13 protein-coding genes and 2 tRNA genes are annotated in these 12,590 nt (G+C 60.1%); 2 read left to right on the forward strand and 13 right to left on the reverse strand.

What is annotated here, in order from left to right; all coding sequences use genetic code 11:
* Window positions 1–2: 2 nt before the first annotated feature.
* The 5 genes from pheS to thrS all read right to left on the reverse strand — a co-directional run bounded on the left by pheS (window position 3) and on the right by thrS (window position 4,539).
* On the reverse strand, window positions 3–1,019 hold the full coding sequence (gene pheS, locus J7548_RS04495; RefSeq protein ID WP_290970916.1) for a phenylalanine--tRNA ligase subunit alpha: 1,017 nt from the start codon (window positions 1,017–1,019) through the stop codon (window positions 3–5).
* A gap of 198 nt (window positions 1,020–1,217) precedes the next feature.
* A complete protein-coding gene (gene rplT, locus J7548_RS04500; protein ID WP_290970919.1) occupies window positions 1,218–1,580 on the reverse strand; it encodes a 50S ribosomal protein L20 in 363 nt (120 codons plus the stop codon).
* Between the two features lie 26 nt (window positions 1,581–1,606).
* Window positions 1,607–1,804 carry a 50S ribosomal protein L35 gene (rpmI, locus tag J7548_RS04505; RefSeq protein WP_006712688.1) on the reverse strand — a complete coding sequence of 66 codons (198 nt, stop codon included), beginning with the start codon at window positions 1,802–1,804 and terminating at the stop codon, window positions 1,607–1,609.
* A 233-nt stretch (window positions 1,805–2,037) separates the two neighbouring features.
* Window positions 2,038–2,583, reverse strand: coding sequence for a translation initiation factor IF-3 (gene infC / locus J7548_RS04510; RefSeq protein WP_290971614.1), 546 nt, complete (start codon window positions 2,581–2,583; stop codon window positions 2,038–2,040).
* 48 nt (window positions 2,584–2,631) lie between these two features.
* Window positions 2,632–4,539, reverse strand: coding sequence for a threonine--tRNA ligase (gene thrS, locus J7548_RS04515; RefSeq protein WP_290970927.1), 1,908 nt, complete (start codon window positions 4,537–4,539; stop codon window positions 2,632–2,634).
* 414 nt (window positions 4,540–4,953) lie between these two features.
* On the opposite strand from thrS, the gene J7548_RS04520 reads away from it, so the two are divergent.
* Window positions 4,954–5,145, forward strand: coding sequence for a hypothetical protein (locus tag J7548_RS04520; RefSeq protein ID WP_290970930.1), 192 nt, complete (start codon window positions 4,954–4,956; stop codon window positions 5,143–5,145).
* 93 nt (window positions 5,146–5,238) lie between these two features.
* On the opposite strand, the gene J7548_RS04525 is transcribed toward J7548_RS04520, so the two are convergent.
* From J7548_RS04525 to J7548_RS04560, 8 genes are all read right to left on the reverse strand, one after another.
* A complete protein-coding gene (locus J7548_RS04525; RefSeq protein ID WP_290970932.1) occupies window positions 5,239–5,646 on the reverse strand; it encodes a response regulator in 408 nt (135 codons plus the stop codon).
* 377 nt (window positions 5,647–6,023) lie between these two features.
* A tRNA-Val gene (locus tag J7548_RS04530) sits at window positions 6,024–6,100 on the reverse strand.
* Window positions 6,101–6,254: 154 nt separating this feature from the next.
* On the reverse strand, window positions 6,255–8,501 hold the full coding sequence (locus tag J7548_RS04535; protein ID WP_290970934.1) for a bifunctional (p)ppGpp synthetase/guanosine-3',5'-bis(diphosphate) 3'-pyrophosphohydrolase: 2,247 nt from the start codon (window positions 8,499–8,501) through the stop codon (window positions 6,255–6,257).
* Window positions 8,502–8,507: 6 nt separating this feature from the next.
* Complete coding sequence (locus J7548_RS04540; protein ID WP_290970936.1) at window positions 8,508–8,858, reverse strand: RidA family protein; 351 nt, start codon at window positions 8,856–8,858, stop codon at window positions 8,508–8,510.
* Between the two features lie 54 nt (window positions 8,859–8,912).
* Window positions 8,913–9,779, reverse strand: a complete 867-nt coding sequence (locus J7548_RS04545; protein WP_290970940.1) for an alpha/beta hydrolase — start codon at window positions 9,777–9,779, stop codon at window positions 8,913–8,915.
* Window positions 9,780–9,967: 188 nt separating this feature from the next.
* Window positions 9,968–10,060: transfer RNA gene (locus tag J7548_RS04550), tRNA-Leu, on the reverse strand.
* A 169-nt stretch (window positions 10,061–10,229) separates the two neighbouring features.
* Window positions 10,230–10,451, reverse strand: a complete 222-nt coding sequence (locus J7548_RS04555; RefSeq protein ID WP_290970943.1) for a hypothetical protein — start codon at window positions 10,449–10,451, stop codon at window positions 10,230–10,232.
* Window positions 10,452–10,679: 228 nt separating this feature from the next.
* Window positions 10,680–11,735 carry a nitronate monooxygenase family protein gene (locus J7548_RS04560; RefSeq protein ID WP_290970946.1) on the reverse strand — a complete coding sequence of 352 codons (1,056 nt, stop codon included), beginning with the start codon at window positions 11,733–11,735 and terminating at the stop codon, window positions 10,680–10,682.
* A 285-nt stretch (window positions 11,736–12,020) separates the two neighbouring features.
* On the opposite strand from J7548_RS04560, the gene J7548_RS04565 reads away from it, so the two are divergent.
* Window positions 12,021–12,584 carry a DUF2242 domain-containing protein gene (locus J7548_RS04565; protein ID WP_290970948.1) on the forward strand — a complete coding sequence of 188 codons (564 nt, stop codon included), beginning with the start codon at window positions 12,021–12,023 and terminating at the stop codon, window positions 12,582–12,584.
* Window positions 12,585–12,590 lie beyond the last annotated feature (6 nt).

Below are 12,590 nucleotides of genomic sequence, written 5' to 3' on the forward strand. Positions count from 1 at the left end.
ATTTAATTGAATTGCTTGAGGAAACGCAGGTCGCCTTCGTAGAACAGGCGCAGGTCGTTGATCCCGTAGCGCAGCATGGTCAGGCGCTCCAGGCCGGAGCCGAACGCGAAGCCGATGTATTGCTCGGGATCCAGGCCCATGTTGCGCACCACGGTCGGGTGCACCTGGCCGGCGCCGGAGACTTCCAGCCAACGGCCCTTCAGCGGACCGCTGCCGAAGGCGATGTCGATCTCGGCCGAAGGCTCGGTGAACGGGAAGTAGGAAGGACGGAAGCGCACCTGCAGGTCGTCGGTCTCGAAGAAGGCCTTGACGAAGTTGAGGTAGACGCCCTTCAGGTCGGCGAAGCTGATGTCCTCGGCGATCCACAGGCCTTCGACCTGGTGGAACATCGGCGAGTGGGTGGCGTCGCTGTCGACGCGGTAGGTGCGGCCCGGCGCGATCACCTTGATCGGCGGCTTGTTCATGCGCGCGTAGCGCACCTGCATCGGGCTGGTGTGGGTACGCAGCAGCAAGGGCTTGCCCTGCGTGTCATTGCCTTCGATGTAGAAGGTATCCTGCATCGAACGCGCCGGGTGGTTTTCCGGGCTGTTCAGTGCGGTGAAATTGGTCCAGTCGGTTTCGATCTCGGGGCCGTCGGCCACGTCGAAGCCAATCGAGCGGAAGATTTCCTCGACGCGCTGCCACGAGCGCATCACCGGATGGATGCCGCCCACGCCGCGGCCTCGGCCCGGCAGCGTGACGTCGATGGCTTCCGCATTCAGGCGCGCCTGCATCTGCGCGTTGGCCAGTTCGTCACGGCGTGCGGTCAGCGCGTTTTCGATCTGTTCCTTGGCGACGTTGATGATCGCCCCTTGCGCCTTGCGCTCCTCGGGGGCCAGCTTGCCCAGTCCCTTCATCTGCTCGGTGATCTGGCCGGTCTTGCCGAGGTACTTGGCCTTGGCGTTTTCCAGTGCGGCAGCGTCAGCGGCGGCGGTGAAATCAGCCTGCGCCTGCGCGACGATTTGGTCTAGGGGATTCATGCGGTAAGTCTCGCTCCAATCGAAAATCCGACGACGAAGTCGAAAAGAAAAAGATCCGCGCACATGGCGGGATCAGAAAATCGGTGGATCAAAAACATACGGGGCATCGGTATTTCACCTTTGCCCCGCAGGATTGCAGCGCCGGCTGCTTTACTTGATGACGTAGAAGCGGCCGGCGGCCGCAAACACGCTGACGATTTAGGCGGCAGCGATGTTGGCCTTCACCTGGTTGACGATGGCGGCGAATGCAGCCTTGTCGGTGACAGCCATGTCGGCCAGAACCTTGCGGTCCAGTTCGATCGAAGCCTTCTTCAGGCCGTTCATGAACACGCTGTAGGTCACGCCGTGCGAACGGGCAGCGGCGTTGATACGGGCGATCCACAGGGCACGGAAGACGCGCTTCTTGTTACGACGGTCACGGTACGCGTATTGGCCAGCGCGCATGACTGCTTGCTTGGCGATACGGTAGACGTTTTTGCGGCGACCGCGGTAACCCTTGGCGAGGGCGAGGACTTTCTTGTGACGGGCACGCGCTGTTACCCCACGTTTGACTCTAGGCATGGTAGCTCCTTAGATATGATGTGAGGTTAAGCGAACGGCAGCATTGCGCGAACGGAATTCAGGTTCGTCTCATGGACGCCCTCGGTACCGCGCAGTTGACGCTTGTTCTTGGTGGTCTTCTTGGTCAGGATGTGACGCTTGAAGGCTTGACCGCGCTTGACGGTACCGCCCGGGCGCACGCGAAAACGCTTCTTCGCGCTGCTCTTCGATTTCATCTTAGGCATAGCAACTCTGTCCTTCCGGACAGCTCCATTTTTTGATGATTGCAGGTGGCAGCAATGCTCGCTGCTCTTTGATGCCTGCTCTCACTTATTTGACAGCGGCCGGGTATTTCACCCCTCCGCTGCTTTTGCCCGCTGCATTGATACTGCGGGCAAAACCTTTGTCGGCCCTACACTGCGCCGCTTTCGCAACGCGGGAGGCATCTGCGGACGCCATCCCGATACGGCTATTCGACTTACTTCTTTTTCTTCGGCGCCAGCACCATGATCATCTGGCGGCCTTCCATCTTGGGAAACTGCTCGACCTGGCCGAACGGTTCCAGGTCAGCCTTCAAGCGCTCCAGCATGCGCATGCCGATTTCCTGGTGCGCCATCTCACGGCCGCGGAAACGCAGCGTGATCTTGGTCTTGTCGCCGTCTTCCAGGAACTTGGTCAGGTTGCGCAGCTTGATGTTGTAATCGCCGTCATCGGTACCAGGACGGAATTTGACTTCCTTGACCTGGATGACCTTCTGCTTGAGCTTGGCTTCGTGAGCTTTCTTCTGCTCCTGGTACTTGAACTTGCCGTAGTCCATCAAGCGGCAGACCGGAGGCTGCGCGGTTGGTGCGATTTCGACCAGATCCACTTCAGCCTCTTCCGACAAGCGCAAGGCTTCAGCCAAACTGACGATGCCCAGCGGCTCGTTATTGACGCCCGATAAGCGCACTTCCGGCGCTGTGATTTCGCGATTCAGGCGATGCGACTTGTCAGTAGCTATTGCAGTTTCCTTTTTAAATCCAATAAATTAAGCCGTGCGGTTGCGCTGGGAGGGAAGCCTCCGCTTCCCTGTTCAGGCTTTGGTGTCGACCTCAGTCTTGAGGCGCTCCACCAAGGTGTCGATGGACATCACGCCCAGATCGACATTGCCCCGCGCACGCACGGCCACTGTGTTTGCATCACGTTCTTTATCGCCGACAACCAATATATAGGGCGGCTTCTGAATCGAATGCTGCCGTATTTTATAGGTAATCTTTTCGTTACGCAAATCGGTCTCTACCCTAAACCCTTGTTTTTTCAGCGTTTGTGCAACGTTCTTGACGTAATCGGCTTGCGCGTCGGAAATATTCAGGATGACAACTTGCACAGGTGCCAACCACAGCGGCATCGCGCCGGCATGGTTTTCGATCAGGATCGCGATGAAACGCTCCAGCGAACCGACGATCGCCCGGTGCAGCATGACCGGCACCTTGCGGCCGTTGTCTTCCGTGACATATTCCGCGCCCAGGCGGGCCGGCATCGAGAAGTCGACCTGCATGGTGCCGCACTGCCAGGAACGGCCGATCGAGTCCTTCAGGTGGTATTCGATCTTGGGACCGTAGAAGGCGCCCTCGCCCGGCAGCTCTTCCCACTCCGAACCGGAGGCGCGGATGGCTTCGCGCAGGGCGTTTTCCGCCTTGTCCCAAACCTCCTCTGCGCCGATGCGCTTTTCCGGGCGCAGCGCCAGCTTCACGGCGACATCCTTGAAGCCGAAGCAGTCGTAGACCTCGCGCACCACCTTGTTGAAGGCGGCGACTTCCTCCTGGATCTGGTCTTCGGTACAGAAGATGTGGCCGTCATCCTGGGTGAAGCCGCGTACGCGCATCATGCCGTGCAGCGCACCGGACGGCTCGTTGCGGTGGCACTGGCCGAATTCGCCGTAGCGCAGCGGCAGGTCGCGGTAGCTGTGCAGGCCGGAATTGAATATCTGGATATGGCCCGGGCAATTCATCGGTTTCAGCGCATAGGCGCGGCTTTCCGACTCGGTCGTGAACATGTTTTCACGATAATTTTCCCAGTGGCCGGTCTTTTCCCACAGCGAGCGATCGAGGATCTGCGGCGCCTTCACTTCCTGGTAGCCGTTGTCCTGGTAGACGCGGCGCATGTATTGCTCGACCTGTTGCCAGATCGACCAGCCCTTGGGGTGCCAGAAGATCAGGCCCGGCGCCTCGTCCTGGAAGTGGAACAGGTCCAGCGCGCGGCCCAGCTTGCGGTGATCGCGCTTCTCGGCCTCTTCCAGCATGTGCAGGTAGGCTTCCTGGTCTTCCTTCTTGGCCCAGGCGGTGCCGTAGACCCGCTGCAGCATCTCGTTGTTGGAGTCGCCGCGCCAGTAGGCGCCGGCCAGCTTCATCAGCTTGAACACCTTGAGCTTGCCGGTGGACGGCACGTGCGGGCCGCGACACAGGTCGGTGAAGCTGCCCTCGGTGTACAGCGACACGTCCTCGTTTTGCGGGATCGAGGCGATGATTTCGGCCTTGTAGTCCTCGCCGATCGACTTGAAGTAAGCCACGGCCTCGTCGCGCGGCAGCACCTTGCGGGTGACCGGCTCATCCTTCTTGGCCAGCTCGGCCATCTTCTTTTCGATGGCTTCCAGGTCGTCCGGAGTAAAGGGGCGCTTGTACGAGAAGTCGTAATAGAAACCGTTGTCGATCACCGGGCCGATGGTCACCTGGGCGTCGGGGAACAGCTCCTTGACCGCGTAAGCCAGCAAGTGGGCGGTCGAATGGCGGATCACTTCCAGGCCGTCCGCATCCTTGTCGGTCACGATGGCGAGGTCGGAATCCTTGTCGATCAGGAACGAGGTATCGACCAGCTTGCCGTCAACACGGCCGGCCAATGCGGCCTTGGCCAGGCCGGCGCCGATATTGGCGGCGACTTGCGCTACCGTGACCGGACCGTCGAATTGGCGTTGCGAACCATCGGGAAGACGAACTGAAACCATTTTGCACTCCATGTCGGCAGCCATGCTGCCTTGCCTGATTTGGGTAGATGTCCAAGAATGAAGGACGAAAAAAAACGCGGGCCAGCCGCGCTTTTCCAGAAGACGAAAAAGAACCCGACTAGCGTCGCTCGAAAACCTCGGTGGTAGTTCGCGGTGTCATAACCGGTTTGCCTTTCTCGCTCTTACAGAATATGGTGAACTTGCTGCGCCGCCCGTTGCCGTCCTTCCAAGGCAGCATCCAGCTAGCACAAGCGTCGATTATAGCAAATTAATCAGCTGCTCCGGCGCAGAGCAGGACAACCCTTCAAAAATCTTCATCGTTTACAGTTGCAAATACGCTGTTCGAGACACGACGACCATCAACTTATTCCATCGCCCATGCTAGGATGAAGACTGATTATGGAGAAGCGCACCATGCCAGGCGAACACAATTGCATCGAACATCCGACCGTCATCAACAACGTCGAATACACTCTTCAGAGCCGTACGGTGGAACTGGACAACGGCGAACACCAGCAGGAATACCGGGTACTGCTCGACGGCAAGGAAATCAAATCGTGGACGCGCGGCGACCTCCTGCCCTACTTCGGCCTCAGCCATAACTGACGCGGCTGCTCGCCACGGGGAGCATCCCCAAAAAGAAAACGGCATCCAACTGGATGCCGTTTGCATTTTCCGCCACGAAAAGCGCTATGCCGCTTACGCCTTTTCCAGATGGGCGCGCCGCGCCAGGATTTTCTCGATCTTTTCCTTCAGGGTGGCCGCATTGAAAGGCTTGACGATATAGCCGTCCGCGCCCGACTGCGCCGCCTCGACAATATTCTCCTTCTTGGCCTCGGCCGTGATCATCAGCACCGGCAGGTGGCTCAGGGACGGCGTCGAACGGATCTTCTTGAGCAGCGTCAGACCATCCATCACCGGCATGTTCCAGTCGGTCAGCACGAAAGTCACCGGCAAGGCGCCCGCCTCCAGCACCTTCAAGGCCGAAGAGCCGTCGTCCGCCTCGACAATCTTGTTGTACTCCAACTCTTTCAACAGGCCGCTAACGATGCGCCGCATTGTCGAAAAGTCATCAACCACGAGGAAATACTGGTCATCTGCTGCCATGGGTAATCGAACGCCTGTCTATAAAGATGAAGCTTGGAAAGAAAAAAACGGAAAAAATTCGACGCTAAGTTTAAAACATTTTTAAAAAGTTTCCGCGCGACAGCAAAATATAATCACCGATATTCACGCCGCCATTGACCGGAAGCACGTCGAACCAAAATAAATTTCATGCGCCCGCCGATATCAGGCGCCAGCCCACGTGCAGCCCAAGCGTTTTCACGCCAATACCCACACCCTTCCCAAAAGAGGAAATGCGAACCTGACTCACAAGCATGGGGAAATAAAAACGAAGGGCGGAAAACAAAAATGGAAGCCGCGAATGCGCTTCCATTTCAGTTTGACTTCGCTATCCAACTCCACTAAACCATCAGAAGAATTGGTAGGCACGATTGGACTCGAACCAACGACCCCTACCATGTCAAGGTAGTGCTCTAACCAGCTGAGCTACGCGCCTAACGAAGAAGCGAGATTATAGGAGGCTTTTTCAATTTTGCAAAGGGGTAAAAGAAAAAATATGAAATATTTTTTAATCCCGCCTTTTCTCCCGCATCACGGTCATTGAAACAGCCGGCACTGCCGCCGCCGGCAATCCTCCCATATCCCCTTCCTTACTGCCGCTTTACTTCAATGACCCCTTTGACTTCCCGGATCACCGTCAGGGCTTTCTGCAATTGCTCGGTCGATGCGATTTCGGCGGTAAAGGCCATGCGCGCATGGCCGCGCGCACTCTGCGTGCTCACCCCGATCACATTGATCTTGTCGCGCAAGAAGATGTCGGAGATATCGCGCAGCAAGCCCTGCCGGTCATTGGCCAGCACGAAGATATCGACCGGATAGACGGTATCCTTGGCCGGCGTGCCCCAGGTCGTCTGGATCACCCGTTCGGGCGCATGGGAACTCATCTCGGCGAAGTTCTTGCAGTTCGCGCGGTGGATCGACACACCCTTGCCGCGCGTGACGAAACCGGCGATCGGATCCGGCGGCGCCGGCTTGCAGCAGCGCGCCAGTTGCGTAAGCAGGCCGTCGGTGCCGACCACCAGCACGCCGGACTTGGCGCCCTGCACGATGCTCGATGCGCGGCTCTTGCGGGTAATCGCCGCTTCGTCGTCGATCTCGGGCTTCTTGACCTCGGCATCGTGCAGCGCCTGCTCCACGTGGCGCAGGCTGAACTCGTCCTTGCCCAGCGACAGGCACAGGTCGTCCACCTTGGCGAAGCCCAGCTTCTGGGCCAGCTCTTCCAGGTTGACCGCGGTCTTGCCTTCGCGCTGCAGGGTCTTTTCCAGCAAGCCGCGGCCCGCCGACAGCGTTTCCTGCTGTTCGATCGCGTTGAACCAGGCGCGCACCTTGGAACGGGTGCGCGAACTCGCCGCATAGCCCGGACTCAGCCAGTCGCGCGACGGCCCCACGCCGGGACCGCTCTTGACGGTGATGATCTCCACCGTCTGGCCGTTCTTCAAGGGCGTATTCAACGGCACCATCACACCGTCCACCCGCGCGCCGCGGCAGCGATGGCCGACGTCGCTGTGCAAATGGTAGGCGAAATCGATGGGCGTGGCGCCGCTGGGCAACTCGATCACCCGCGCCTGCGGCGTGAGCACATAGATGCGCTCGTCCAGCGTGGCTGCCTTGAGCTTTTCCACCCAATCGCGTCGCACGTCGTCCTGGTCGACGACGGCGTCGGTGACCTCGGACTTCCAGGCCAGCAGCTGGCGCAGCCAGGCGATCTTCTCATCGTACTTTTGCGCGGCGAAGTTGGAACCGCCGCTTTCCTTGTAGCGCCAGTGCGCCGCCACGCCGTATTCGGCGAAATGGTGCATCTCGCGCGTGCGGATCTGCACTTCCAGCGCCCGGCCGTCCTCGGCCACCACCACCGTGTGCAAAGACTGGTAGCCGTTCTGTTTGGGCCGGGAAATATAGTCGTCGAACTCCTCGGGAATCGGGGTCCAGATATCGTGCACGATGCCCAGCACCGTGTAGCAGGTCTTGACGTCGTCGACGATCACCCGGAAGGCGCGCACGTCATAGAGCTCGGAAAAGTCGAGCGCCTTGCCGCGCATCTTGTTCCAGATGCTGTAGATATGCTTGGGCCGGCCGCTGACTTCAGCCTTGATGTCTTGCGCGGCGAGTTCGGAACGCAAGCGCGCAATCGCATTGGCCACGAACTGCTCGCGCTCAAGGCGCTTCTCTTCCAGCATCTTGGCAATGCGCTTGTAGGTCGCGGGTTCGAGGAAACGGAATGACAAGTCCTCCAGTTCCCACTTCAGCTGCCAGATTCCCAGGCGGTTGGCCAGCGGCGCATAAAGGTCGAAGGTCTCGCGCGCGTATTGTCGGCTGACCTCGTCTTCCTGCTTGGTTTCGGCGAAATAGCGCAAGGCCGCCACGCGCGAAGCCAGCCGCACCAGCACGGCGCGCATGTCGGAAGCCATCGCCAGCAGCATCTTGCGCAGCGTCTCGACCTGGGCCGCCGCCTGCTGCGCCGCGTTCTTGCCGCGCAGGACTTCCTGCGGCTGCAAGGTCAGGCTGTGGAAGCGCATGAGCTGGCGCACGCTACCCAGCAGATCGGCGGTTTCCTTGCCGAACAGCCCTTCCCATTTTTCTTCCAGCTCGGGATGCAGCAGCTGCGCCTCGAACAGCAAGCCGGCGATGCGCGTTTGCGCATCCGCGTTCAATGCGGTCAGCACCGAGGCGACCGAAAGCACGAACTGCAGCGCGTTCTGCCCCGAACTGAGCGGCTGATCCGCATACAAGGGCTCGACCTCGGCCAGCGCCTTTTCCACGCGCGCGGCATCGTCCGCCCCCAGGCCGGCGGTGATCGCCGCCAGGCCTTCACCCTGTATGGTTGCTACCGAAACCATAAGCGCTTACTTCTGGGCTGCGACGATGATGATTTCCACCAGCAGTTCGGGACGGGCCAGCTTGGCTTCGACCGTGGCGCGCGGCGGCGCGTTGCCTTGCGCGACCCACTCGTCCCAGACCGCGTTCATGCCGGCGAAGTCCTTCACGTCGGAGAGGAATATCTGGCACGACAGGATCTTGCTCTTGTCGCTGCCGGCCTCGGCCAGCAGGCGGTCGATATGGCCCAGCACCTCGCGGGTCTGGCCTTCGATGTTCTGGGTGGTGTCTTCGGCGATCTGGCCGGCCAGGTAGACGGTGCCGTTATGGATGGCAACTTCGGAAAGGCGCTTTCCGACATGCAGGCGTTGTACTGACATTTGACTTCCTTTATTCGTGATTGTCGTTACTAATAAATAGGTGCCGCGCCGGGGTTATCCCAGCAGAAATTGCTTGGCGACTTCGATCTGGTCCGCATGCATGAAGGTCGGCGCATGGCCGACTCCAGGCAGCTCCACCAGCCGGGCCTTCGGCCCGCGCTGCGTCATGGCCTGTGCCACCTCCGGCAACAGCAGGTCGGAATGCTCCCCGCGCACCAGCAGGGTCGGGCAACGGATGGCATCGTACGCGGCCCACAGCATCTGCTCGGCCACGGTGGCGGCCTCGGGCGTGGTCAGCTTGAACGGCACCGCCAGCGACAAGTCGTAATGGCGCACCCATTTGCCGTCTTCGTTCCGGCGCAGCACGTCGCTGGCCAGCTTGTGCCATTCTTCCTCGCTGTGCGGACCGAAACTGGCCGAGATGGTGCGAATGTATTGCGCCGCCTCGTCGAAACTGTCGAAGCGCACATCCTGGCCGATGTAGTCGCCGATGCGCGCCAGCGCGGCGCCATTGATGGAGGGGCCGATATCGTTGAGCACCAGGCGGCGGATCGGATTGTCAGGCAAGGACGCCAGGCCCATGCCGATCAGGCCGCCCATCGAGGTACCGAACCAGTCGACGATCTCGGCATCCAGGCGCGCCAGCAAGGTCACCATGTCGCTGACGTATTGCGGCACCGTGTAGTACTGCGGATTGCGCAGGCGCCCGGAGCGGCCGCGCCCGACCACGTCCGGGCAAACGACCCGGTAGGTGTCGCACAGTTCGCGCGCCATGCGGTCGAAGTCATCCGAGACGCGCGTGACGCCGTGCACGCAAACCAGCACATTGGGATTGCGGGCGTCGCCCCACTCCTTGTAGGCCATCGTATGCAGCCCGCCTGGGGAAATGCACTGCACCGTCTTCACTACTGCTTCTGTCATCGTCGCGGCTCTCTGGATTCGTGATGAATTAAGGCCACATTTTACTCTCTCGCCGCGGTTTGTCGGAGGCGGCGCTTGGCGATGAAACCAAAGACGGTCGGCGCCCCGCTCGCCCGGCGGCGGCGTCAGACAAAGGAGAAAAGGAAGGCTTGGAATCCCGTTGGACGGGTTGCGGAGCAATGCCGCATTGGTGCCTGAGACCGGAATCGAACCGGTACGCCCCCTCGCGGGTAAGCGGCGGATTTTAAGTCCGCTGTGTCTACCAATTTCACCACTCAGGCGTGTGGAAACGGCGCTGGCCGCCGAAAAAGGATCGCATTATAGCAGCGACTTAATGCGCTGCTGCGGATTGTTTTGCCGATGCAGGAACTGCTACCGGCAAATGCCGCCAACATTGCCGAACCGGAGAGCATTCAACCAACGAAAAACCCGTGTTCGACGATGTGGCAATCAGCGTTTGAGCAACTCCAGGGCATCTTCGGCCACGCTGCGCAAATTGGTGATGGTGGCGTTGAGATCGGCGAGTTCGGCTGCGGTAGGAGGCTGGTCCATGCCGTTTTCGACAAGGGAGGCCTTGATGATGGTCGCCGCCATTTGCCAGGCGGCCTTGTTGTGCGCATCAACCAACTCCTTCTGGATGCGCTCCAATTCCACTTTCTGATTTTTATCCATTGCTATCTTTAACAAGGCTGTTGTTCGAATCCGGCCGGGCCTCAAGCGGATTCACGATAGTTCTGATGGAAAACGATACCATTAAATCATTAAATTTTACTTACAGCGTAGTAATTTCACCAACAATTTTACTGATGCAAATCAATATTCGGCAAGACGTTCAGATTTTCCCGCTAAATGGTAATTTTCTCCCGCTTCCGATAAAAGACTGATGCGGCACTGAGCGCATCAACGGCCTGCCATGCGAAACCCGGCCACCAGTTCCCGCGTCAGCTCCGCCGCAGGAATTTCCTTGCATCCGTCCGGATTCTGTCCCGCCCACATCGAAGTGAAGTCGTCGCGTCCGGCGGCCTCGGCCTTGGCGCGCAATGGAGCGATCCCCGACGTCGCCAGCGGGAATGCCGGCGCCAGCGGACTGATCGGCCCCAGCTCACGCATCGCGCGGTTGACGATGCCGCGCGCAGGACGTCCGGTAAACAGATTGGTCAACGCCGTATGGCGCGCGCGTTCGCTCTTCAGCGCGGCGCGATGCAGCGGGCTGGTGGTCGCCTCCGGGCACAGCATATAGGCAGTGCCGACCTGCACGCCGGCGGCGCCAAGCGCCATGGCCGCCGCCACGCCATTGGCGTCGGCAATGCCGCCGGCGGCAATCACAGGCAGCTTCACGGCGCGGGCGATCTGCGGCACCAGGGAAAACGTCCCGACCTGGGTCGTGAGGTCGTCGGAAAGGAAAATCCCGCGATGGCCGCCGGCTTCCACGCCCTGGGCAATGATGGCGTCGACGCCGCGTTCGGCCAGCCACTTCGCTTCCTCCACCGTGGTGGCGGAAGCGATGATGCGTGTGCCCCAGCCGCGCATGCGTTGCATCATCTCCGGCGCCGGCAGCCCGAAATGGAAACTGACCACCTTGGGCTTGAACTCTTCCAGCAAATCGGCCACCGCGGGACTGAACGGCTGGCGTCCAGGGCCGGCGGGAATGGACGCCGCATCGATGCCGAATTCCGCGTAATACGGAGACAATGCCAGGCGCCAGGCATCTTCACGGGCGGCATCCGGCTCAGGATTGGTGTGGGCGAAAAAATTGACGTTATAAGGCTTGTCCGTCGCCGCACGCAGCTTGCCGAGTTCCTCCTTCAGCGCCGCCGGTGCCAGCAAGGCAGCGGGCAAGGAACCGAGCGCACCGGCGTTGGACACGGCCGCCGCCAGCCCATGCAATTGAACGCCGGCCATCGGCGCCTGGATCAGGGGATGGTCGATGCCGAAGAGTGTTTGCAGTGAAGTCATGTGGTTCGCCTGAAGATGGTTTCGGCAAACCCCGGACATACACACTTGCCCGGCGTGCCGAAAAACGTGATGGCGAACAGGATAGCAGGCCTCGCGCGGGAACGCTGGCCCAAGCGCAACCGCCAGCGACCACAAGCCGTTAGAAGCGCGCATATGCAGGGCCGTTCGCCATCGTTCCCGCCGGTTACGGCGCCGTTACCGATATTTACGAACTCTTCGAACCCACCACGTATCGAATCACTTACAATTCACGCCACCAGAATGTTGTCGTCGGAGATTTGCCGCATGCCACGCCCGCGCTTTACCTATCCCCAGCTCCTTGTCGCCGTACTTTCGCTGGGCCTGTCGGCCTGCTCCACCAACCAGGCGGCGTTCTACCACCAGGAAGAATTCAGCGACACCAGCGCCTTTTCGCGCAGCTTCCCCGGCACCGAGAAAGCGGTCTGTGAAGCCGCGCGGCGGGCACTGCTGGGCCAGGGCTATGTGATCAACAAGACTACCGAGAACACCCTGGACGGCAACAAGAGCTTCCAGCCGGCCAACGACAAGCATATGGAAATCTCCTTCCATGTCGTCTGCGCATCCAACGGCAACGGCAAAAGCTCGACCATGTTCGTCAGCGCCACCCAGGACGGCTTCGCCCTGAAGAAAAGCAACACTTCGGCCAGCCTTGGCGTGGGCGTGCTGGGTTCGGTCTCGATGCCGTTCGGCTCCAGCGACGACTCTCTGGTGCGGGTCTCCAGCGAAACCATCCGCTCGCCGGATTTCTATGACCGGTTCTTCGGCGCGGCCGAGCGTTATCTCCTGGTCGATACCGAGGAAGACGGCACCGCGGCCTCGAAAAAATAATGCATC

Source organism: Herbaspirillum sp. (assembly GCF_017744395.1).
In the GTDB taxonomy this organism is placed as follows: domain Bacteria; phylum Pseudomonadota; class Gammaproteobacteria; order Burkholderiales; family Burkholderiaceae_D; genus Herbaspirillum.